This is a genomic window from Arthrobacter pasteuri (assembly GCF_054510955.1).
Map to the genome: position 1 here is coordinate 1,790,973 of NZ_JBTNDO010000001.1, position 21,105 is coordinate 1,812,077.

At 65.9% G+C, this 21,105-nt stretch carries 20 protein-coding genes and 2 pseudogenes; 10 read left to right on the plus strand and 12 right to left on the minus strand.

Annotation, left to right across the window (positions count from 1 at the left end):
- Positions 1 to 41 precede the first annotated feature (41 nt).
- The 3 genes from ACX80H_RS08465 to ACX80H_RS08475 form a co-directional block, all read right to left on the minus strand.
- On the minus strand, positions 42 to 884 hold the full coding sequence (locus ACX80H_RS08465) for a DUF1206 domain-containing protein (protein WP_459312504.1): 843 nt from the start codon (positions 882 to 884) through the stop codon (positions 42 to 44).
- A 153-nt stretch (positions 885 to 1,037) separates the two neighbouring features.
- Positions 1,038 to 1,802 carry a MerR family transcriptional regulator gene (locus tag ACX80H_RS08470; protein WP_459312506.1) on the minus strand — a complete coding sequence of 255 codons (765 nt, stop codon included), beginning with the start codon at positions 1,800 to 1,802 and terminating at the stop codon, positions 1,038 to 1,040.
- A 197-nt stretch (positions 1,803 to 1,999) separates the two neighbouring features.
- Positions 2,000 to 2,263 carry a hypothetical protein gene (locus ACX80H_RS08475; protein ID WP_459312507.1) on the minus strand — a complete coding sequence of 88 codons (264 nt, stop codon included), beginning with the start codon at positions 2,261 to 2,263 and terminating at the stop codon, positions 2,000 to 2,002.
- A 146-nt stretch (positions 2,264 to 2,409) separates the two neighbouring features.
- On the opposite strand from ACX80H_RS08475, the gene ACX80H_RS08480 reads away from it, so the two are divergent.
- On the plus strand, positions 2,410 to 2,832 hold the full coding sequence (locus tag ACX80H_RS08480) for a helix-turn-helix domain-containing protein (protein ID WP_459312508.1): 423 nt from the start codon (positions 2,410 to 2,412) through the stop codon (positions 2,830 to 2,832).
- Here the strand turns inward: ACX80H_RS08480 and ACX80H_RS08485 are convergent.
- Positions 2,829 to 4,151, minus strand: a complete 1,323-nt coding sequence (locus ACX80H_RS08485) for a PucR family transcriptional regulator (protein ID WP_459312510.1) — start codon at positions 4,149 to 4,151, stop codon at positions 2,829 to 2,831. The two genes, ACX80H_RS08480 and ACX80H_RS08485, sit on opposite strands and share 4 nt — an antisense overlap.
- Positions 4,152 to 4,413: 262 nt before the next feature.
- Here ACX80H_RS08485 and ald point away from each other — a divergent pair, with 262 nt between their 5' ends.
- Positions 4,414 to 5,526 carry an alanine dehydrogenase gene (gene ald, locus ACX80H_RS08490; RefSeq protein WP_459312511.1) on the plus strand — a complete coding sequence of 371 codons (1,113 nt, stop codon included), beginning with the start codon at positions 4,414 to 4,416 and terminating at the stop codon, positions 5,524 to 5,526.
- Here ald and ACX80H_RS08495 read toward each other — a convergent pair.
- Positions 5,523 to 6,602, minus strand: a complete 1,080-nt coding sequence (locus ACX80H_RS08495; protein ID WP_459312513.1) for a Gfo/Idh/MocA family protein — start codon at positions 6,600 to 6,602, stop codon at positions 5,523 to 5,525. The two genes, ald and ACX80H_RS08495, sit on opposite strands and share 4 nt — an antisense overlap.
- A gap of 325 nt (positions 6,603 to 6,927) precedes the next feature.
- Between ACX80H_RS08495 and ACX80H_RS08500 the strand changes: the two genes are divergently transcribed.
- Entirely contained in the window at positions 6,928 to 7,392 is a 465-nt protein-coding gene (locus tag ACX80H_RS08500; protein ID WP_459312514.1) for a GNAT family N-acetyltransferase, read from the plus strand.
- A 208-nt stretch (positions 7,393 to 7,600) separates the two neighbouring features.
- The gene (locus ACX80H_RS08505; RefSeq protein ID WP_525929879.1) at positions 7,601 to 8,110 is read left to right on the plus strand and encodes a GNAT family N-acetyltransferase; all 510 of its coding nucleotides are present in this window, start codon (positions 7,601 to 7,603) and stop codon (positions 8,108 to 8,110) included.
- A 3-nt stretch (positions 8,111 to 8,113) separates the two neighbouring features.
- Here ACX80H_RS08505 and ACX80H_RS08510 read toward each other — a convergent pair whose 3' ends face one another.
- The gene (locus ACX80H_RS08510) at positions 8,114 to 9,265 is read right to left on the minus strand and encodes an MFS transporter (RefSeq protein ID WP_459312516.1); all 1,152 of its coding nucleotides are present in this window, start codon (positions 9,263 to 9,265) and stop codon (positions 8,114 to 8,116) included.
- 1 nt (position 9,266) lies between these two features.
- On the opposite strand from ACX80H_RS08510, the gene ACX80H_RS08515 reads away from it, so the two are divergent.
- The 5 genes and pseudogenes from ACX80H_RS08515 to ACX80H_RS08535 form a co-directional block, all read left to right on the plus strand.
- Entirely contained in the window at positions 9,267 to 9,731 is a 465-nt protein-coding gene (locus ACX80H_RS08515; protein ID WP_459313392.1) for a MarR family winged helix-turn-helix transcriptional regulator, read from the plus strand.
- Positions 9,732 to 10,398: 667 nt separating this feature from the next.
- Positions 10,399 to 10,719, plus strand: coding sequence for a hypothetical protein (locus ACX80H_RS08520; protein ID WP_459312518.1), 321 nt, complete (start codon positions 10,399 to 10,401; stop codon positions 10,717 to 10,719).
- Positions 10,720 to 10,837: 118 nt separating this feature from the next.
- Positions 10,838 to 10,975, plus strand: coding sequence for a hypothetical protein (locus tag ACX80H_RS08525; RefSeq protein ID WP_459312519.1), 138 nt, complete (start codon positions 10,838 to 10,840; stop codon positions 10,973 to 10,975).
- 720 nt (positions 10,976 to 11,695) lie between these two features.
- Positions 11,696 to 12,148, plus strand: coding sequence for a hypothetical protein (locus tag ACX80H_RS08530; protein WP_459312520.1), 453 nt, complete (start codon positions 11,696 to 11,698; stop codon positions 12,146 to 12,148).
- A gap of 368 nt (positions 12,149 to 12,516) precedes the next feature.
- Positions 12,517 to 12,745: pseudogene (locus tag ACX80H_RS08535) on the plus strand (amidase); the annotation flags it as partial.
- 206 nt (positions 12,746 to 12,951) lie between these two features.
- Here ACX80H_RS08535 and ACX80H_RS08540 read toward each other — a convergent pair.
- Positions 12,952 to 13,509, minus strand: a complete 558-nt coding sequence (locus ACX80H_RS08540; protein WP_459312522.1) for a TetR/AcrR family transcriptional regulator — start codon at positions 13,507 to 13,509, stop codon at positions 12,952 to 12,954.
- A gap of 80 nt (positions 13,510 to 13,589) precedes the next feature.
- Here ACX80H_RS08540 and ACX80H_RS08545 point away from each other — a divergent pair.
- Positions 13,590 to 15,112: pseudogene (locus ACX80H_RS08545) on the plus strand (MFS transporter).
- A gap of 109 nt (positions 15,113 to 15,221) precedes the next feature.
- Here ACX80H_RS08545 and ACX80H_RS08550 read toward each other — a convergent pair.
- Genes ACX80H_RS08550 through ACX80H_RS08570 form a run of 5 tightly spaced genes read right to left on the minus strand, consistent with a single transcriptional unit; the run spans position 15,222 to position 20,976 of the window.
- Positions 15,222 to 16,883 carry an amidohydrolase gene (locus ACX80H_RS08550; RefSeq protein WP_459312524.1) on the minus strand — a complete coding sequence of 554 codons (1,662 nt, stop codon included), beginning with the start codon at positions 16,881 to 16,883 and terminating at the stop codon, positions 15,222 to 15,224.
- Positions 16,880 to 18,340 carry an APC family permease gene (locus ACX80H_RS08555; protein WP_459312526.1) on the minus strand — a complete coding sequence of 487 codons (1,461 nt, stop codon included), beginning with the start codon at positions 18,338 to 18,340 and terminating at the stop codon, positions 16,880 to 16,882. The genes ACX80H_RS08550 and ACX80H_RS08555 overlap by 4 nt, the downstream gene beginning before the upstream one ends.
- Before the next feature lie 34 nt (positions 18,341 to 18,374).
- A complete protein-coding gene (locus ACX80H_RS08560) occupies positions 18,375 to 19,526 on the minus strand; it encodes an NAD(P)/FAD-dependent oxidoreductase (protein ID WP_459312527.1) in 1,152 nt (383 codons plus the stop codon).
- A gap of 2 nt (positions 19,527 to 19,528) precedes the next feature.
- Positions 19,529 to 19,726: a ferredoxin gene (locus ACX80H_RS08565; protein WP_459312528.1), complete on the minus strand. Its 198-nt coding sequence runs from the start codon at positions 19,724 to 19,726 to the stop codon at positions 19,529 to 19,531.
- 2 nt (positions 19,727 to 19,728) lie between these two features.
- Positions 19,729 to 20,976: a cytochrome P450 gene (locus ACX80H_RS08570; protein WP_459312530.1), complete on the minus strand. Its 1,248-nt coding sequence runs from the start codon at positions 20,974 to 20,976 to the stop codon at positions 19,729 to 19,731.
- Between the last annotated feature and the right edge of the window lie 129 nt (positions 20,977 to 21,105).

The window sequence follows — 21,105 nt, forward strand, 5'->3', positions numbered from 1 at the left end:
GGTGGGACTCCGAAGGGGGTCCCGCGTGCGGCCGCGCGGCCTCACATGCGGCCGAAGATGGAGCGGATCACCGCGAAGATCCCGTAGCAGATCAGGCCGACGGCGATCGCCGTCAGGACGTAGACGCCCACCGGGTGGTACTGGAGCGACTTGAGGCTGCCATCCAGCCCCGTCGATTCCTGCGGATTGCGGTCCAGGCCGGCGAGAACGAACAGGCCACCCACGAGGAGCAGCGCGAGGCCCTTGGCCACGTGCCCCACGACGCCGAAGACCTCGATGACCCGCCCGCGGTGCGTGTCCTCGAACTTCCTGAGTTCCGGCCGGAAGCCGCGGCGCATGCCCTTGACCACGAAGTGCACCCCGATCCCCAGGATGACGCCTGCTGCGACGAACACGAGGAGGACCCCGAAGTTCGAGGTCAGGAGGGACCGCGTGAAGTCGACGGTGGACTCGGAGGAGTCGGGGCCGTCGCCGAGTGCGAAGCGCGCGAACGTGCCGGCCATGGACCCGTAGATGAGGACGAGCGCACCGGAGGAGATGTGCTTGCCGATCCGCTTCCCGGTGGGAAGATGCCGCGCGCGCAGTGTCGCCTCACTGAACTGCCACAGGGCCAGGCCGCCGCAGCCGATCGCGCAGACCCACAGGATCGGTGTTCCGAACTGCCCCTCGGCGACCTCCTCGAGCGCGCCCGTCGGCTCGGCCTCGCCGTTGCCGCCGAAAGCGATGCGCAGTGCGATGGCGCCGATCAGCACGTGCACCAGTGCGAGCGCCGCGAACCCCAGCCGCGCCGTGACATCGAGTGCGCGCGTGTCGGAGACCTGCTCGATGACGTCCGCGGCCCGGCTCGGCAGGCTCTGCGGGTCCGCGCTGCTGTCCGTCGTCACTGCGTCATCCTCCCGGTGCCGTCGTCCGGGCGCCGTTCCTCGGGAGGACGGTCGCCGTGGTGGTTGCTCAAGCATAGGAGAGCCGACGGTGCCGGAGGCAGCCGATGCGCAGGCTTGTGCCGTCCGGCCCGAGGGGCTTCCCGTTCCCCGACGTCAGGAGGACCGTGCAAGCCGCTCGTGGAGTGCTGCCCGCACCAACTCCGCACCGCCCTGGCCGCCGTAGTTCGCCGCGAAGCGGGGATCGGAGACGTACATGTCGCCCAGCCCGCGGACATACTCCGCCGACGGGCCGCCGTCCTCGTCGGAGGGCACGCCGGGGATCCCGGAGAGCCACTCGATGTGCTGCCGGGCGAGTGCCTGTGCCTCATCGCTGGTCGGAGTTGCTCCCCGCGCAGCAGCATCCGTCCAGCCCCTGTTGAGGTCGGCGACCTTCCTCGAGAACGCTTCCTTCTCGTCGTCGGTCTTGCCGCGCCACCAGGAATCGCCCTGCGCGTAGGCGTCGGGCCCCCACCGCTCCTCGACCTCGTCCCTGTAGCGCGCGGTGTCGAATCCGTCGAACATCTTCTCTGGCATGGGTTCTTCTCCTCGTTCGAGGGCCTCCACCGTTGTGAAGACCGCACTGATCTGCCGGTCGAGCCGGTGACGCTCGCCATGGAGGTAGTCGAGATGGATCCGCAGAGCCTCTGCGGCGCTGTCCGGGGCGCCGTCGTCGATCGCCACGCGGATCGCCGGCAACGGCAGTCCGAGCGATCTCAACAGCAGGATGCGTTGGAGCCGCAGCAGGGCCGCGGAGTCGTAGTACCGGTAGCCGTTCGCCCCGACGCGGGACGGTTGAAGCAGTCCGATGTGACCGTAGTGGCGCAGCGTGCGGCTCGTGGTGCCGGCCAGCCGGGCGACGGCGGTGATGGGGTAATCCATCTGCCCTCCTCCTCTTCCCGGCACACGGGGCGCCGGCGCTACCCACAGTAGGAGTTGACGCACCGTCAAGGTCAAGGGAAGGAACCTGCGCCCGGGCGGCAGCAAATGGCCCGCGGGCTGTCTTCGCCCGCACGGCACCCCGCGCAGGTCCGGCCACCTGCGGCGGACGGACCAGCCTGCCGGAGACGATCAGGAAATCAGCTGTACCAGAACCACTGCGGCGGACGCCACGATGCCGGAACCGTATGGGCGTTGAAGGTGCCGCACTCGGAACAGGTGTAGCTCGCGCTCGCCGCGATCAGGTCGATGGAGTGGTCCGCCTGCCGCACGGGGACGAATTCCTCGAAGATCAGGTATTCGTCGGTTCCGCACCGGGGGCAGGAGGGTGCCTCACCCATGTCCATCTGGAAGAAGGAGCCGCTCGTACGCAGGCTCCGCCCGGAATCGATTGTTGTCATCATGATCACCGTCCAGTCTTGCAACCGACGCTGGAAGCAAGTAGTAAGGGTACTTACATCCAAATATAGGCACCCGCTACGCGTTGCGGAAGCGAAGGCCCCGTGCTGCCCCCGGGGATGGCATGCCGGCCGGCTGGCACAATGTCCCTATGACGGCCAGGGCACCGAGATCCGCAGCAGCACTCCCACCCGAGCAGGCGGGCCCCCTGCGGCGCGCCCTCACCGACAGTGCCGACGTGACGGTGTTCGTGGACGGCACCGCCCACCGGCTTCCCGCCGAGGCGCAGGCCGCCGTCGTCGACCTCCTCGCCCGATTGTCCGACGGCGACGCCGTCCAGGTGACCTCGGTGGCCGAGCTGCTGACGACCTCCCAGGCGGCCGAACTCGCCGGGATCTCGCACAGCTACCTGCGCAAGCTCACGGATGCAGGCACCCTCCCCGTCGAGTACCGCGGCTCCCACCGGCGCCTGCGGAGGTCCGACGTCGAGGAGTGGCTCCGCAGCCAGCTGCGGCGCACTGATCCGTCCGCCCCGCCCGCTGCCCCGAAGCCGGCGGACCCGGCCGCGTCCTAGGACTGCTCGAAGCGGGGGCGGGACCGCCAGCGCCGGGCCTTGAGCGCGAGGTGCAGTTCCAGCCGCACCATGCCGCCGAGCGGGTCGGCGCCGATGAGCGACCGGATCCGCGCCAACCGGTTGTACACGGAGCTGCGGTGCAGGTGGAGCTGCGCGGCGACATCCTGCACCGAGCCGTTCTTGTCGTACAGCAGTTCGAGGACCGGTAGGAGCTCGCCCACGCGGTCGGCGTCGCTCAATTCCGCGAAGTGCACGCTGCCGTGGGCGGGAGCCTGCCAGCCCACGGCGCCGAGGAACTGGTAGACGCCGATCTCCGCATAGGAGGACACGTCGCCGAGCTGCGGGTCCACCGAGGCCGCCTGCACGGTGTGCTGCGCCTGGGAGAACGCGTCGGCAAGGCCTCGGAGATCGGCCGTGGGTTCGCCGAGCCCGAGCACGACGCGCCCGGCAGGGCGCCCCGCTCGCTTGGACACCTCTGCGCGGTACCGGTCGAGGACCTCCTGCAGGGCCCTCCGCCCGATATCCGGCGTGCACAGCAGGACGGAGAAGGTGGAGGCTCCGGCGCTGAACAGGACGGGTGCGACGCCGACGGTCGCCTGGAGCGCGAGGGTCCGCTGAAGGAGTGCGGCCTCGTGCGGATCGTGGCCATCGCCCCCCGCCGGCTCCGTCCGCCCGGCGGAAACCCTTCCCGCCCGGGAGCCGGGCAGCGAGCCCCTGGCCGCTCCTCCTGGCGCCGCCGTCGTCGACCCGTCCGGCCCCGCCCCGGTCAGCTCGTGCACCACCGCCACACGCCAGGGCCCGCCGCCGAGTTCACGCCAGCCCCGCAGTTCCTCGACGGCAGCGGCGACACCGCGGCAGGCCGCGAGGAACGTGGCCTCACGCTGCGTCCGGCGCTCGGAGGACGCCGTGTCCGTCTCGAGGAGCAGTTCGGCGAGGCGGTCGATGGTCGGCCGGACGGCCGGCAGGGCTGCCAGGATGCCGGACGCCGGATCGTCGTCCGATTGCTGCTGCACCCACAGGTAGCCCACCCGGAAACCGCGCACCAGCAGCGGGACGCACACCCGCCCCAGCATCCCGAGCTCCTCGTTCGCCGGCACGGCGACGGCGCGCACGGCCCGCGCGATCCCGTGGCGGAGCTGCCACTCGCTCACGTCCGCGGGGACCTTTTTGCTCAGCAGGAAATTGACCCTCACCCGGTCGGCCGAGGTCTGGTGGCTGCTGTAGGCGAGGAGCACGCCGTCGGGGTCCTCGAGGGAGAGGCCGCGTCCGAGCTCCTGCGCGATCGATTCGACGACGTCCTCGATGACCTGGTTCTGCACAGCCCCACAGTAAACGGGCAGCACGTTCCGGACGACATCTGCCGCTCTCGAACTCGACATTTGTCGATAGCGGCGGGAGGGAACGGGTGCTAGTGGTCCAGCTCACAGGGCGCGAGAGCCGCGGAATGACGGGCTCGAGGCTCCCTCTGGCTGATCGGGCCGCTGGAGGGGTGCCGCTCGTTCGTCGGGGATCGGCCGCAGGCTTGAAGTCCTGTCCCTATTCTGGAGCTATCCCGCCCATCCCGATCCCGTGGAGAACCCAATGATCATCGGCGTCCCCAAAGAAGTGAAGAACAACGAGTTCCGTGTCGCCATCACCGCATCCGGCGTCCACGAGTTCACCGCGCACGGGCACACCGTGCTGGTCGAGCGGGAAGCGGGGGTCGGCTCCACCATCACCGACGCGGAGTACGAGGCCGCAGGCGCGGAGATCGTCGATGCCGCCGACGACGTCTGGGCGCGCGCCGACATGATCCTGAAGGTCAAGGAGCCCATCGCCGCCGAGTACCACCGGTTCCGCAAGGGCCTCATCCTCTTCACCTACCTCCACCTCGCAGCGGAGCCCGAGCTGACCCGGGCGCTCCTCGACGCCGGGGTGACGGCCATCGCCTACGAGACCGTCCAGGACGGACGGACCCTGCCCCTGCTTGCCCCGATGTCCGAGGTGGCCGGCCGGCTCTCGGTGCAGGTGGGCGCCCAGGTGATGACCGCCCCCGCCGGTGGTCCCGGGCTGCTGCTCGGCGGCGTCGCGGGAGTCCGTCCCGCGAAGGTGGTCGTACTCGGAGCCGGAGTCGCCGGCACCAATGCGACGGCGATGGCCGTGGGCACGGGCGCCGAGGTCACGATCCTCGACATCAACATCGCGCGGCTCCGCGAGCTCGACGCCCTGTACACGGGCCGCGTGAAGACCGTCGCGTCGAACTCCCTGGAGATCGAGAAGTCCGTGCTCGAGGCCGACCTCGTCATCGGTTCCGTCCTCATCCCGGGAGCGCGGGCGCCGAAGCTCGTGACGAACGCGCTCGTGGCCCGCATGAAGCCCGGCAGCGTGCTCGTGGACATCGCCGTGGACCAGGGCGGATGCTTCGAGGACTCGCACGCCACGACCCACGAGGACCCCACCTTCACCGTGCACGGGTCGCTGTTCTACTGCGTGGCCAACATGCCGGGCGCCGTCCCCAACACCTCGACCTACGCCCTGACGAACGTGACCCTCCGCTACGCGCTCGCGCTCGCGGACAAGGGTGTGCGCGCCGCCTTCCACGCCGATCCGGCGCTCGCCCGAGGCCTCAACGTCGCGTCGGGCACCGTGGCCCACCACTCGGTGTCGCAGGCCCACGGTCTCGACCTGGTCGAGGACTGGGCGGCGCTGGTCTAGCGTCCCCGCCCGGCCGCCTTTCCCGCCCCGCGCAGGGCAGGGAAGGCCGCGTGCACCTGCTCGATGATGCGCACCACCTCCAGCGCGTCCGCCGCGGCCACCGGCGGCGCCCCGCTTCCCCCGATGGCGGCCGCCAGTCCGGCGTAGAAGGCGGTGTACGTGCCGGGGCGGACCGCGAACGGCTCGGTGTGACCGTTCCGCACGAGGAGCCCAGCGGCGTGGTCCGGATCCGCGGCCCTGCCCGGGATGTCGCCCGGCAGCACCCCGGCCGCCAGGAGTTCCTCCTGCTGGTCCGTGCCGGTGATGGTGAGGGCGGCCCCGTCGCCCGTCACCCGGAAACGGGGACGGGCCAGTGGCACGAGGGTCCCCGCATGGAGGTGGCTCGTGAGGCCGTCGCGATGCCGGAGAGCGAGGAAGAAGGAGTCGTCGGCCCGGGCGCCCTCGCGGTCCAGCCGGAGTTCGGCGAACACCGGGACGGCAGGGCCGAACAGGGTGAGGGCCTGGTCGATCAGGTGCGGACCGAGGTCGTAGAGGACTCCCCCGCCGTCCTCGGGTCCGGCCTCCAGCTTCCACCGCTTGGTGATCGACGGCTTCCAGGATTCCAGCGCGGATTCGAAGGTCCGGATCCTGCCCAGGGAGCCCGACTCCATGGCCGACCGCGCGGCCAGGAAGTCGCCGTCCCACCGCCGGTTGTGGAACGGCACGAGGAGGCGGCCCGCCGCCCGCGCGGCCTCGATGAGGCGCTCGCCGTCGTCCGAGCGCACCACGAAGGGTTTGTCGACCACGACGTGCAGTCCCCTGCCGATCGCTGCCGTGGCGAGCGGCGCGTGGGTCGCGTTGGGCGTGCTGAGAACGGCCAGGCCCAGGTCCGGCACCGCCTGGAGGGCGTCGTCCAGGGTCCCGACGACGGTGGCGCGGGGGTACATGCTCCTGGCCGCCTGCTGTCGGTCCGGACTTCCCGTCACGATCGCGGCGAGCTCGAAGCGCGGGTCGTGGGCGATCAGCGGGGCGTGGAAGACGCGGCCGCCGTGCCCGAATCCCACGAGCACCGTCCTGACAGGTGCAGCCTGCGCCATCCACGTCCCCCGCTCGCTCCCGCCGGGAGGAACTCCCGGAGCGTTCCGAGTGTACTCCGGCGGGCAATGCAGGCCTGGTCCGGCAGCGGCGGCGGAACGGTAGGCAGGTCACGTCTCACTGCATTGCGCCAGGCCCCCACCCCATCGCGATTCGTCTGAAAGCTGGTCGATGTCCAAATCTCACTGGCCTACCTTCATGGCCCTTCTCCGGCATTGCACCCGAGCCGGAAACGTTCGTACCGTGGAAAGCGGCGGCACGATGCCGCCGGGCCCGGTGGCCCCCGCCGTCTGCCACTACCAGAGTTCAGAAAGTTCCACGCCGCTCATGACTGATACCCGAACCGTCTCCGTCCGTCCGCTCGAGCCCGCCGATGAACCTCGGTGGCGCGAGCTCTTCCGCGGCTACCGCGACTTCTACCGCCTGGAAGAATCCGAGGAAGTCGTCTCGCGGGTATGGGGCTGGCTCATGGACCCCGGACACGAATGCCAAGCCCTGATTGCCGAGTCCGGAGGCGGCATCATGGCGATCGGCCACTACCGTCGCTTCCCGCGTCCTTCCACCGGCACTGCCGGTATCTGGCTCGATGACCTCTTCACCGCGCCCGAAGCCCGAGGCAAGGGAGCCGCGCGTGCGCTGATCCACCGTCTCACCGTAATGGCGGGATCGGAAGGGTGCTCGATCGTGCGGTGGATCACCGCGGACGGCAACCACCGGGCCCAGGCGCTCTACGACCAGGTCGCGACCCGCACCCCCTGGGTCACCTATGACGCCGCACCGGCCAGCCCGTGAGCCTCGCGGAAGGAATGCCCCCGGTGACGGCGAACGAGTACGGGCAGCCCATCGGTGATCCGGTCCCGGCCTGGGCGCCGGCTCGGCTCCCGGATGCTGGAACGCTTCCGGGACGGTACTGCACGCTCGAACGTCTCGATCCCGACCGGCACGTCGATGACCTCTATGCCGCCTATGCGGATGCGTCCGACGTGCGGACTGGACGTACCTGTCGTTCGGCCCGTTCCCGACGCCGGGGTCCTACCGCGACCGGGCGATCGCCGCTGCGAAGAGCCGCGACCCCCGGCACTACGCCGTCATCGACAGCGCTACCGGCCGTGCGCTCGGCACGCTCTCGCTGATGCGGCACGACCCCGCCAACGGGGTCATCGAGGTCGGGCCCGTCGTCTTCTCCCATGCCCTCCAGCGCACCCCGATATCCAGGGAAGCGCAGTTCCTCCTCATGCGACACGTCTTCGACGATCTCGGATACCGCCGGTACGAGTGGAAATGCGACAGCCTCAACGAACCCTCCCTTAAGGCCGCCGAGCGTCTCGGCTTCACCTACGAAGGCACGTTCCGCCACGCTGTGGTCCACAAGGGACGCAACCGCGACACCACCTGGTTCGCCCTCACTGACCACGACTGGCCTCCCGTACGCGACGCGTTCCAGAAGTGGCTCGACCCCGCCAACTTCGACGCCGACGGCCGCCAACGCGTGCCCCTACGGACGCGCTGACCGTCAGGGGACGAGTGCTGGTGAAGAGTCCCGCTGGGTACCTTGCTGTGCACCTTGGGCCGTACGCCGGTTGCGGGCCATGGATACACCGAGCACCAGAACCGCGGCGAGGGTGATGGCGGCACCTGCCCAGATCGGTGAGGTGTAGCCGAGGCCGGCGCAGATGGTCATGCCGCCGATCCATGCTCCGAGCGCGTTGCCGAGGTTGAAGGCGCCGATGTTGGCCCCGGAGACGAGGGTTGTGGCTTCGCCGGCATGCTTCATGACGCGCATCTGCAGGCCGGGTACAGTCGCGAATCCGAATCCGCCCATGAGCACCAGAGCGATGACCGTGGCGACGGGGTTCTCGGCCAGGACGGCGAACAGGGTGAGGACCACGGTGAGTGCTGACAGGATCATGAGCAGACTGCGGTCCAGCGCCCGATCCGCGGCGCGTCCTCCAAGGAGGTTCCCGATGAAGAGTCCGATGCCGAAGACGACCAGGAGCCAGGGGACGGCACTCGAGGGGAAGCCACTGACGTCGGTGAGGACGTAGGCGATGTAGGTGAAAGCGCCGAACATACCTCCGAAGCCAAGAACGGTGATGGACAGTGATGCCCACACCTGTCCGGACCGGAAAGCGTGCAGTTCCTGGCGGAGACTTGCTGATGCGGTGCTGCGTTCCACTGCCGGCACGAGCAGGGCGATGCCGATGAACGCGATGATCCCGATCAGCGTGATGGCCCAGAAGGTTGAGCGCCAACCGAAGGCCTGGCCGAGGAACGTGCCCAACGGAACGCCGAGCACGTTCAAGACGGTGAGGCCGGTGAACATGATGGCGATGGCACTGGCCTTCCTGTCCGGGGCGACCATCGCACCGGCGACCACCGAGCCGATGCCGAAGAACGCACCGTGACAAAGTGCTGCGATGACGCGCCCGAGCATCATGAGGCTATAGGTGGGTGCGATGGCATCGAGCAGATTCCCGAGGACGAAGAGCACCAGCAGGCCCAGCAGGACCTGCTTGCGAGGGAGCCGGGTGACCGCGGCCGTCACGACCAGCGCGCCGACGGCGACGCTGAGCGCATAGCCGGTGATGAGCCACCCCGCCTGCGCCTCCGTGACGCCGAAGGTGCCGGCAACCTCGGGCATCAGTCCCATGATTATGGGAGGCATGATGAGTGTCGAAGACAGTGCTGTCGAGGTGCGCGCTCAGGGCTGTCGGACCCTGGCCGCGTTGCACAACCGGATCGAGTCCGAGCTGGAAAAGGCCCCTCAGGCGGAAGCGGACCTGTCAGTGGTCGAGTACACGATGCTGAGCGTCCTCAGCCCTCAGCCGGGCTCATGGCACATGCGCATGCAGCAGGTCAGCCGCGCGACAGCGCTCAGTCCCAGCGCAACGACCCGCTTGGTGACTCGCCTGGAAAAGCGAAAACTTCTTCGTCGCATCCTTTGCGAGGACGACCGACGAGGCATTTACACCGAGCTCACACAGGCCGGTGCCGAACTGTTGGGCACCGCGCAGCCGATCCATGACCAGGCTCTGTCACGAGCGCTGGAGGATGCACGCCAAGTGCCCGAACTGGCTCACCTCGTAGATGCCGTTCCGGGCCTTGCCGACGCACAACGAGAAGCTGTCTGATCCGACTTCGGGTGGCCCTCGTCACCGTAAATCGACACAAGATGAATTATCGGCGGTTGATTCAGTTGTTCGAGGGGAGAGGTCTCAGGGCCTCGTCATACGCGGTCGGGACCCGGTCGGCAGCCCGCCTCCAGCGCAGCTGACCGCTCTGGTATCCGCCGGCCGAGGCGCCAATGATCACGATTTGCACACGGTGCCTCGGCGCCGTATCTGACAGACCCGATCAACGGTACTGTCCGTTTGGGGGATGCAGCAGAACAGGGTTCTTGTCGGGCAACTCCTCGCCGTCCGTTCCACTTCGTTCTCAGGACTCTCTGTGGCCAAGCTGCCTCCTCTCCTCGCCTTCGCTATGATCACCGTTCTCCTCGCAGGCTGCGCCAGCACTCCTGACGGCAAGCCTGCTGGCGCTCCCACGGCTACCGCCACGACCGCTTCGACATCTGCCAGCGCACAGAAGCCGTCCGCCACCCCTACAGCGACCTCCGCTGCCGCCCCAACCAGAGTCCCTGCGGCGGGGTCGGCCGCACTGGACACTTCAGCCGCAGCGCCCGCTGCGCCCACGGCCGTCCCTCCCGTTGCGGAGCCGGTTGAAACCCCCGCAGGACCCGTAGCTCCGGCGGCGACTCCCAGCATCGAGGCCGTTCCGGATCCCACGGCATCTGCAGGCGTGATTGTCACACCCGATCCCGAGTACGGTGTGGTGAGTGCGACCGTCACTCAGGGTGCCGCATTCACGATCAACGGCAGCGGTTATCAGCCAGGGCAACAGATCACCATCAACTTCGGGATCGCTCAGTCCGACGGCATGGTGATGGACGAGCAATCGACGATCGCAGACGCCGCGGGCGAGTACAGCTTCGAGATCACGGTCGCACGGGATCTCATTCCCAGGACCTACGCCGTACTGACGTACCCGGGTGCTCCACTGGGCGGTCCCGAATTCGAGGCCTCCAAGCGCTTCGCCACCATCGAGGTCGTTGAGGCCTGAGCCGGGGGTGGACGCCCGTATCTGTGCAGCTGGCGCTGCTCGCGTCGCCGCCGATCCTGCAGGCAGGTCTACGCATGTTCCTTGGTAGAACCCATCGCCTCCACCGAAGGATCACCGAATGGCATCCACAACCGAACGCGTCAGGGTGAAACTGCCCGCCGGCTTCGACCCCGACAAGCACACCAGGGCACTGCAGACCAAGATCACCGAGATCAACGGCCCTGGCTTCAAGATCGACTCGATCGAAGACGGGTAGGCGGTGGCGAACCGGCACGTCGCGATCACCGAGGTGACCCACGATGAGAAGTCCCAGACTAAGGAGATCCGCCTGCCGCGGTCGGTGAAGTCGGGTGACAGCGACGAGGTGATGTCGTCTAATCGACATAGATGAAGCGCTGAAAGTGGTTCAGGCAGAAATCGCTCGTCGATATTCCGAGGTGACGAACCCCGGTTCCTAGCCCACTCCGAAACTACAAGCCACGAGGTGCCCATATCTTCGGGGCGGGCACCTCGTAGTTTCCATCACCGATAACCCACTGCAGTGCAGCCGGCGGTCCTCGATCTTCCGGCGCCGGACTTTGTCAGCTGTCACCCACGCCTCGCGGGCCATGGAGTATTCAACCCACTGGACCCGCACGAGCTCGCGGGTGCTAGGACTTACCCCACAGCCGTAGCATTGGGGCAACTGTCATCACCCGGGGGAACCATCAAAAAGCACTTCTTACCACTTCTAAGCATTGCCCTTGTCCTTACCGCATGCTCGTCGCCAGAAGCAGCCGAAACGCCGGCGCCTAGTAGTGCCCCAGCAGAGACAATGAGCCAGTCAGCCGCGTCCGCTACGAGTGCTGCGCCCGAGTCGACCACGGCCCCTCCCGCTACTACACCTCCCCCGGCACCTACACCAGCCCCCGCCCCTCCGACGCAGGCGCCACCTCCTCCCCCTGCAGCGCCAGCCCCACCCGTCACGGAAACCTCGGTGCGCGGCAACCTGGTGAAACAAATTGGGGAGACCGCTGGGATTCGTGACGCGAACGGCGAGTACCTGGTGACCTTCGTCGTCAACAGCATCAGTACCGATGTTGTATGCACAGCTTCGGATCCCGAGCCCTCCGAGAACGGCGTCTTCGCAGTGGTCGACGTATTAGTCCAGACGAGCCCGAACATGCTCAACTCTGACCTCATCGAATACTTCAACATGGACGCAGACGCTTTCACTGCGATAGGCCCTGACGGGACGACGTCGAACGCAAGCCACTTCACTGCGGCAACGTTCTACTGCCTGGATGACTCGGAGGTACTCCCCTCAAGCATCGGCCCGGGTGAGACTGCGAGGGGGAAGGTCGTGCTCGATCTGCAGAACCCTTCGGGGACGCTCATCTACGAAGACTTTTGGACTGAAAGCGCTTGGGAATGGACCTACCCCGGGTAAAAGTGGATAGGTACTGTGCGCATGGTGTGCCCACCGCTCGAGTGTCACCAGTGATTACGGGCAATCCGGGTATGCGACTTGATCCCTAATTAGCCGCCACTCCTCCCGGCTAAATTATCCAGCGTTGGTCGCCAGATAGCCTTTGGTCCGTTCAAACCAAATGAGAACATAACATGGGTTATCGGCACTTGCAGGAAAGAGTCGCCACCTCATCAACGATGACAAACGCTAGTACGCGGGCGTCGTCGTCGGCCACTTTGTCATCGAACTCGGCGCATCCACTAGCACCACCAGTTCTGAGCCCAGCCTCTAAGCTCGCGAAGACCGGCTCCTCAGTCACAGACTGGAAGAGTCCCTATTTTTCCCGGCGTAACGGCGTTTGGGTTTCCAATGGGAATCTTGTCCCCACGCCACCTAGGGATCCCGACGGTCACGGTACCCCTGGGAATACTAGACGACCTCCGGATGCCGGTCGGTCTGACCTTTGCCGGGCCCGCCTACAGCGATACCTACCTCCTACGTCTCGCCTCAGCCTTCGAACGGACGGACATGAGCCGGCGGGTCACACCCACCAAAACACCGCGCATCAGCACCTGACGGATCGAGGAACGGCCAGGCCTGTGACTTTGACAGGTCGGGTAGTTGCGGAACAGCGAGTCAACACCCGCAGGTCGCCCACGCGTGATGACGGGAACCTGAGATGGCGGAGCTTAAGTAAAGCAACGACCAGCTGCACAGGTCGCAGCTCCGAAGTGGTCAGCACGAGGACATCGGGCAGTTACACCGGGAGTTCCTTCACGTGCTCACAGCTGATGATCGAGTCGCGTTCCTTCGCGAACGATGACATCGACCATTTTCAGGATCTCCTCAAGCTCCTGACTGCTGTGCTCTGTCGATGCCTCACCGGCGGAGAAAGCAGCAGCGTAGTACAGCCCGTCCCCCACCAACTTGACCGCCCGAGCGGTTGAACGGCTCTGCAGTTCCTTCTCGAGTGCGTCCAACCACTGCTTCTGAATGAGCGAGAGAACGACCTGTGCCTTTGGATGTCCCTGCTGGGCGAGGCGCGCCATTGCGACAAGCGCCCGATCGAGCGGGCTACCGACATACATGGAGGTGCGCACGTAGTACCGGGCGGCCCCTTCAGGGTCGACAAGCATGGCTTCCCGGTCCAGGAGGACAAGCGCCTCGAGCCGCTCGGCGATGCCGTCGACCAGCGCTTCCTTGGAGCGGAAGTGATACAGCAGTCCACCTTTGGAAACATCAGCGGAGGCAGCGACCGCTTCCATGGTCGCGCTGCGTTCACCCTCGTCGATGAGGATTCTTTCGAAGCTGTCGAGTATCCGATCACGAGCACTGGTCATGAGGTCGATGCTACTGCGGATTCTCTCCATACTGTACCGGCCGGACGGTATACCTTTAGGCCATGCCGAAGAAGACCCTGATGCCCGCATCTCCCGGGGCTACTTCCGTCCCACTGGCCGGCCGGCGCGAATGGGCCGCGCTGGCCGCTCTCATGCTGCCGGTACTCCTCGTCGCGGTGGACAACACCGTGCTGAGTTTCGCTCTGCCGGAAATCTCGTTGCAGTTCAACACGAGCGGGACAACGCTCCTCTAGATCGTCGACAGCTACCCGCTGGTGCTCGCGGGATTGCTCTTGGCCATGGGCAGCTTCGGTGACCGCTTCGGGCGTCGCCGACTCCTCATGATCGGACCTTCAGGCTTCGCCGTCTTCTCGGTCATCGCCGCCTTCGCACCGACCGCCGAACTGCTCGTGGCTGCTCGTGTCGGCTCGGCGTGTTCGGCGCCATGCTGATGCCGTCCACCCTCTCGCTCATCCGGAACATCTTCCTCGACAGGCAGCAACGGCGGCTCGCCGTCGCCGTCTGGGCCGCGGGGTTCTCAGCCGGCGCCGCACTCGGCCCGTTGCTCGGAGGCGTTCTTCTCGAACACTTCTGGTGGGGTTCGGTCTTCCTCATTGCGGTCCCCGTCATGCTGGTCCTCCTCGTGGTCACGCCGCTGCTCGTGCCGGAATCGGCGGACCCCGACCCCGGGCGGGTGAACTACCTGAGCATCGTCCTCTCGGTCGGGACGATGCTGCCGATCGTCTTCGCCATCAAGACCTTCGCCAAGGGAGGGGCCACAGCGCTGGCAGTCGCCGCCATCGCTCTCGGGGTAATGGCGGGCACACTTTTCATGCGCCGACAGCTCCGACGAGAAAACCCGATGCTGGACGTCCGCCTCTTCGCCCTTCGACCCTTCACCGGCGCGGTGCTGGTCAACCTGCTCGCGATCTTCTCGCTGGTCGGTTTCCTCTACTTCGTGTCCCAGCACCTGCAACTGGTCCTCGGATACAGCCCCCTCGACGCGGGCATGGTCCTTCTACCCGGGCTGACAATGACGATCATCGCGGGACTCGCCGTCGTCCCGCTCGTGCGGCGGGTGTCTCCGCACCTCGTCGTGTCAGGAGCACTGCTGCTATCCGCGACCGCCTACGGGTTCGTCGCCCTCGTATCCCAGGGCAGCTCCGCCACACCCCTGCTCCTGGCCTTCATCCTCTTGGGTATCGGGGTAGGAGGCGCAGAGACCGTGTCGAACGACCTCATCCTCTCCAGCGTGCCTGCAGCCAAGGCAGGTGCCGCATCCGCCATCTCCGAGACTGCCTACAAGGTAGGCTCCGTGTTCGGCACCGCCCTTCTCGGTAGCATCCTGCTGGCCTCGTACCAAACGAACCTCGCGCTTCCCCCCGGCCTGAACCAGGAGCAGCGAACGACGGCGACGGAAACTCTCGGTGGGGCTGTCAACGTAGCGCGGGACCTGCCGTCCGGTGGTGCCTCAGCACTTCTGGAGTCTGCTTTCGAGGCGTTCGACAGCGGCGTCGCGACCACATCGACCATCGGGGCCGGCCTCATGCTTGGTGCGGCAGCGTTGGCCTTCTGGAGTCTGCGAAAGCCCACTGCCCGCTGAGCCATGTATGGGCTCGAAGCAGACGGGTCCACAACAAGCGAGCAGGGCTGGCCTGGTCGGTTTCTGCCGGAGGCGAGCCGGCTCCTCCAAATGAGGCCAGTTGTTCTCATCAATCCCCGTCTACCTCCCTCGCCCACACCTCGGTCCCGCCGACATAGGTCGCAACCGGAGATACCGCATGAAGTTCCAGCGGTGGCACCCCGAAAGGATCCTTGGCGAAAATCGTCAGATCGGCGAACATCCCGGGCGCTATAACCCCGGTCCGATCAAGACGGTTCACATACGCGCTACCAGCGGTATACGCAGTCAACGCATCCGTGAGTGACAGACGCTGCCGTTCGATGAAGACGGGTTCATCGGGTCCACTTCCAGGTGGCATGCGGTTGACGGCGACATGTACCGAGTTCATCGGCGAAGGGTCGCTGACGGGCCAATCGCTACCGGCCGCGAGCCGAGTGTGAGCACGACTGAGATCACCGAACGGGAATTGTTGTTCGGCGCGTTCTGGACCGAGAATCGGGATGCAGAGATGATCCATCTGCTGTCCGTGCGCTGCCCACAGCGCTTGGATGTTCGCTGTGACTCCGAGAGGCGCGAAACGGGGAATGTCCTCCGGCCGCACGGATTGCAGGTGTGCGATCTGGTGCCGACGCGCATGCCCATTGGCCGCGTCGGCTTCCAAAGCATCGAGTACCTCAGTGAGCGCGCGATCTCCCATGGTGTGGAAGTGCATGTCGAAACCGGCGGCTTGTAGCATCCTGACTACCTCGCGGAGCTCCTCCGGATCGATGAGGGAGTTCCCGGCAGTACCGGAAGGCAGACCGGACGCGTTCAGGTAGGGGGTATGCATGGCTGCGGTGTGGTTCTCGGGAATACCGTCCTGCATGATCTTGACGGTAGGGGCAGCGAATGCTCCCCGTGCTGCGTCCCGGCGGGCCACCATGTCGGGGATCTGTCCCGCGCCCCGTTGGGGATCGTAGAACAATGCGCCACTGACACGAGCGGTAAGACGATTGTCCTCCGCCGCGCGGCGATACGTCCCGTAGACATCGGCGATATCGCCGAAGTTCCCGATCAGTGCGTCCTGCCAGGCAGTGACCCCGTGAGAGTGGAGCTCGCGCTGCGCCGTCAGCAGAGCCGCGTCGAGTTGGGCGGGGGTAGGTGCTGGTTTCACCCCCTGCAGGAGGGCCATCGCGCCCTCGTGCAGGACACCGGTGGGTTCCCCGCTGACGTCACGTTCGATACGACCGCCCGGGGGATCGGGTGTGGCTCTGGTGATGCCCGCGCGGCGCAGGGCTTCGGTGCTGACCCAGACTGCGTGCTCGTCGCGGACAACGAGCACGACCGGGCGGTTTCCGCAGATCTCGTCGAGCAGTTCCCGGTGGGGGCCGCCGTCGGGGAACGCGGCGAAGGTCCATCCCGCTCCCGTTATCCACTCCAGGTCAGGATTGGAGCAGGTGTAGCGCTCGATCCCGGCCAGAAACTGCTCTCCTGTATCGAGAGCATGGAGCGTGCACTCCTGCAGACGCAGTCCGGCCATCACCGGGTGCGCATGCGCGTCCTGAAACCCCGGGATGAGAAGGCCCCTACCAAGTGGGACGACCTGATGCGCGAGGCCCATCAACTCTTCGACGGCCGCCGGCGCGTGCTCGACCGCGGTGATGACACCCCCGGTCACGGCGACCGCCCCCTCGACAGGGGCGGTCAGACCTGTGGTCCAGTAGGAACCGGTGAAGAGCAGATCCGGCCCGGGAACATCCGTGCTTCTCATGCTTCTTCCGAAACCTTGGTCGGCGTCCGTTCGCTGGCCGCATCGGTTCCGCGGCGGGATCGGCGCCGCACAGCGCTGGTGATGAAAGCCGCGATGAAGATAAGGGCCGGAGCGAGTGTTACCACGGTGTTCAGTGTGCCGCCACCGCCTGTGAGTAGCTCGATGTTGACGATCATCAGGGTCACCACTGCTGCGAGTAGAAGCGCCGCGATGGCAGCGAAGCCACTGAAGGAAAGGCGACGAGCGGTGGTGATGCCCGTACGTGGTCGGACGAAGAACACTGCTACTGCGACGGACGCCAACGCCATGAGCGAGATGAGGCCGAGGGTGCCGGGGCTGGAAAACCAGACTGTCAGCTGCAGGTATGGGTCGAGCCCGAGAAGACCGAAGGCCAGCACGGCTGTGGCTGTGATGACTGCCTGGACGTTGCCGAACGAGGGCGAGCGGTACGTGGGGTGCACGCGCATCGCTGATCGTGGCAAAATCCCGTCGATGGCCATGGAGTGTCCGTACCTGCTGACGGCGTTGAAGTAGGCGATACCGGAAGCAATGGAACTGGTGACGAGCAGCGCCTGGGCGGTGAGCCCGGCCCATGGGCCGAGGAAGTAATCGCCGATGATGTAGATCAACGCAGTCGGATTTTCTCCGATTGCCGCGACGACTGCGGGTACAGCGAGGGCCTGCGCGATCGCCCAGGCGACGAAGCAGTAGAACACGGCGAGGAAGACCAGGGAGATGATGGTGGCGCGCGGAATGGTTCGTTCTGGATCTTTCGCTTCGGCCCGATAGATGGTGGTGGACTCGATGCCGAAGTAGGCACCGAACCAGACCAGGGCTGCGGCGGCCATGCCGGGGTTGAAGACGTTTGCTGGTTCAAAGGACGTGAAGCTCAGTCCCGTGGGGTTGGTGCGTGCGAGGACGGCGATGGCGATGGCGACCAGGATGCCGACTTCAGCGACGAGCAGCACGATGAGGACCTTTACACCGACGTCGATCCCCCGGCGGCAGACATACCAGATCAGTGCTGTGATGATGAGGCCGAGGATCCACCAGGGCACGTCGATGCCCGTGGAGAGGAGGATGAGGTTCTGTGTGGTCGATGACACGATGCCCATGCCGCCGATATTGATGACGAGGTAGGCGGTGATCGCCAGTGTCGCTGCGGCGGTACCTGCTGCGGGGCCGAGCGCCTCACCGATGTAGGCGTAGAACGTCCCCGGCTTCGCGACGAAACGAGTCATCGCCAGAATACCGATGACGAACAGGGCCAGGACGACGCCGGCTACGAGGAAGCCTGCAGGCGCGCCGATCCCTCCGACGAGGAACCCGATGGGTCCATACCCTGCTATGAGGCTGAGTGGAGCTGCGGCGGCGACGACGATGAGCGCTATACCACCGGCGGTCAGTACCCCGGACTTGAGCGTGACGACGGGAGCCGGCGAGTTTTCTTGAGTCATGACGGATTTCGCAATCTCGGGTGGGGTGACCAGGTCAGTTGGAGTGAGCGGAAGTGGACAGCAGTTCCACCTCGGCCCGTGCGGCCATGAAGGCCTGTGGGAAGTTGATGGCAACAGCGCCCACGAGACGACCGTCGACGCGGTAGAGAGCGATCAGGCTCGGACGGGGGCCGTCCCCGTGTCTGACCTCGATGTCGGCCCTCTGCGGGTCGACATGGCCGATGCCTTGCAGAAGATTGCCGTGTTGCATCGACCAGAAGTACGGTGCCTCGAGGAACGGGGTCCTGGTGTCCCGGGCCAAGTCAGCCGCAAGATGCCGACCGTGGGAGCGGGCGGTCGTCCAGTGTGCCGATCGGACCACATGACCATCGGGAGTACGCCAGCTCACGCAGTCACCAGCCGCCGTCACGGACGCTGCTGAGGTGTTCAGGCTCGCGTCGGTCTGAATGGTCCCATCCAGGCCGAGAAGGCCGGTTCCGGTCAACCATGCAGTGTCCGGTCGGGCGCCCACGCCGGCGACGACGAGGTCCGCTTCCAGGCTCGTTCCGTCCGTCAGTCGGACCTTGATCGGACGGCCGGACGTCACGTCGAGGACCCTGCGGCCCGGGAGCAGGCGCACTCCCGCGTCGACATGTAGTTGCGTGAGGAGTTTGGAAGCTGCCTGCCCTAGACGACGGTGGAACAGCGCATCTTCCTGGAAGACGAATGTGGTGGGAACGCGCGCGCTGACCAGCGACGCGGCAAGCTCAGCACCGACGAAGCCGCCACCGACAACCACTGCGGATTCCGCTGAGTGCACGGCGTGCCGGAGGCGGTGGCTGTCGGCCAGAGAGTGAAGTTCGTGCACCTGGTCCGTCATCCAGTCAGGACGGTTCGGGGTCGATCCGGGCGCCAGCACCAGGTCGTCGAACTCGACGTCGCCCCCGCTGGTGTGCAGGACCTGCCCCGCGAGGTCGATACCTTCTGCAGTACCGAAGACCAGGTCGATTCCGATTCTGGTCAGTTCGTCGGTACCGGTACGACCTGCCCCCGTTCCGGTGAGCGCTTTGGAGAGCGGCGGCCGCTCATAGGGAACGTCCGGGTCCTTGTCGATGACAATGATCGTTCGAGCGTCATCGAGCTCACGCAGATGCTTCGCGCAGGTGATACCGGCTGCGCCGGCGCCGACAACGACCGTCGTCCGCACGACTAGCGCTGCATCCAGGCAAGAGCCTGCGCCGGGCAGATGGCGATGGCGGCGTCCGTCACATCGACGTCGGCGGCGTCGACCTCAAGGGTCTTCAACCGTACCAGGCCACTGGCGTCTAGATCGAAGACAGTCGGGGCGGTGTTCGTGCAGATACCGGCACCGATGCACGCGCTGATATCCGGGTTCAGAGTGGGCATGATCATTCCTTCGCTTCTTGGGGGAACGCGCTTGAAGTGGACGTACGTGACGTGGAGGTACGTGAGGTGGCGGGTTGTACCCGTACCGGTAGCTGGTTTTGGACTGACAGGTAGGGTGCGGTGGCGGCCGCGGCGGGATCGGCATGTTCCAACCGCTCCCACCTCGATGACGTTGCCAGCAGGAGCTCCTCGAGCTCCATGACGGCGAACATGCGGCCCATGCAGAAGTGGCGACCGACTCCCCAGTTGAGCGGCATCCGCTCAGAACGGTTGATGTCGAAGCGGTCGGGGTCAGAGAAGACGCGGGTGTCGCGGTGTGCGGCACCGATCAACGCGAACACGTGCTCTCCGGCTCGGACCGGGATATCCTCAATTGTCGTATCGATGGTCGCTACGCGAAAGATCCAGGCGTCCCCTGGCCGGTACCGGGCCGACTCGGTCACCGCCTTGGAAGCGAGCTCGGGGTGCTCCCGCAATTTCTGCCACTGATCAGGGTTCTCCGCGAAGGACCAGAACATCAGCGCACTCAGGATCTGGGTCGTGTCAGTGCTCGCAGCGAGCAACGTGACCAGTGCTGACCGGACGTCGTTCGCGGTGATAGTGCCTGCGCTCTGCTGCGCGAGCAGATGATCGAGGACGTTACTGTCGGGTGTCCCGGGCGTGTGCAGGGCGATCAACTCATCCACCCAGTTCGTCAGCTCCGTCCAAGCCAGTGTCACGTGCTCACCGAGCGTCGGGTCCATCTCGAAGACCCGCACCGACTCCTCGGAGATCCGGCTGATGAAGTCACTATGGGCGACGGCGTCAACACCGAGCAGTCGGGCGAAGACCCCGGCCGGTATGTCGCGGATCAACTGTTCTACCAGTTCCACCTCGACCGCATCACCCATCTCGTCCAACGCCGCTTCGATGTCAGCGCGGACATCGGCGCGCATTCCCGCTACCCGGGACGGTGAGAAAAACGGGCCGATCGCCCCCCGCAGGCGCGTGTGAGCATCACCTTCGACGTAGTTGACACTGCTTTTCACCAGGTCACGGAACGTGGTGTCCTCGACTCCAGAATGGTCGAACAGCTCGAGCAGCCCGGTGCTGAAATCAAGGTTCCTCAGCAGTGCGGCATTCGCGTCATATCCCAGTACCTCCACACCACGATCGGTGCGGACCACATTCGTCCCGGGATGCACACGCTCCCAGGGGAGCCACGGCTTCTCGATCAGCTCATCGGTTTCAAACAGCAGGTTCTTTGTCATCGCTTCCTCCTTAGATATGACAGTGACATATTTAGAGGAGAGTACGCGGGATGTGACCTAAGTCGCAACGAACTTTTTACACGCCCGACACATACGGTGGGGCGAGGACCGAAGCAGAATAGATCAGGA

Excerpts from the sequence above, each read along its gene's own strand:
- ACX80H_RS08470 (WP_459312506.1), bottom strand. The coding sequence starts at position 1,802 with ATGGATTACCCCATCACCGCCGTCGCCCGGCTGGCCGGCACCACGAGC.
- ACX80H_RS08475 (WP_459312507.1), bottom strand. The coding sequence starts at position 2,263 with ATGATGACAACAATCGATTCCGGGCGGAGCCTGCGTACGAGCGGCTCC.
- ACX80H_RS08480 (WP_459312508.1), top strand. The coding sequence starts at position 2,410 with ATGACGGCCAGGGCACCGAGATCCGCAGCAGCACTCCCACCCGAGCAG.
- ald (WP_459312511.1), top strand. The coding sequence starts at position 4,414 with ATGATCATCGGCGTCCCCAAAGAAGTGAAGAACAACGAGTTCCGTGTC.
- ACX80H_RS08495 (WP_459312513.1), bottom strand. The coding sequence starts at position 6,602 with ATGGCGCAGGCTGCACCTGTCAGGACGGTGCTCGTGGGATTCGGGCAC.
- ACX80H_RS08500 (WP_459312514.1), top strand. The coding sequence starts at position 6,928 with ATGACTGATACCCGAACCGTCTCCGTCCGTCCGCTCGAGCCCGCCGAT.
- ACX80H_RS08510 (WP_459312516.1), bottom strand. The coding sequence starts at position 9,265 with ATGCCTCCCATAATCATGGGACTGATGCCCGAGGTTGCCGGCACCTTC.
- ACX80H_RS08515 (WP_459313392.1), top strand. The coding sequence starts at position 9,267 with ATGAGTGTCGAAGACAGTGCTGTCGAGGTGCGCGCTCAGGGCTGTCGG.
- ACX80H_RS08525 (WP_459312519.1), top strand. The coding sequence starts at position 10,838 with ATGGCATCCACAACCGAACGCGTCAGGGTGAAACTGCCCGCCGGCTTC.
- ACX80H_RS08540 (WP_459312522.1), bottom strand. The coding sequence starts at position 13,509 with ATGACCAGTGCTCGTGATCGGATACTCGACAGCTTCGAAAGAATCCTC.
- ACX80H_RS08550 (WP_459312524.1), bottom strand. The coding sequence starts at position 16,883 with ATGAGAAGCACGGATGTTCCCGGGCCGGATCTGCTCTTCACCGGTTCC.
- ACX80H_RS08555 (WP_459312526.1), bottom strand. The coding sequence starts at position 18,340 with ATGACTCAAGAAAACTCGCCGGCTCCCGTCGTCACGCTCAAGTCCGGG.
- ACX80H_RS08565 (WP_459312528.1), bottom strand. The coding sequence starts at position 19,726 with ATGCCCACTCTGAACCCGGATATCAGCGCGTGCATCGGTGCCGGTATC.
- ACX80H_RS08570 (WP_459312530.1), bottom strand. The coding sequence starts at position 20,976 with ATGACAAAGAACCTGCTGTTTGAAACCGATGAGCTGATCGAGAAGCCG.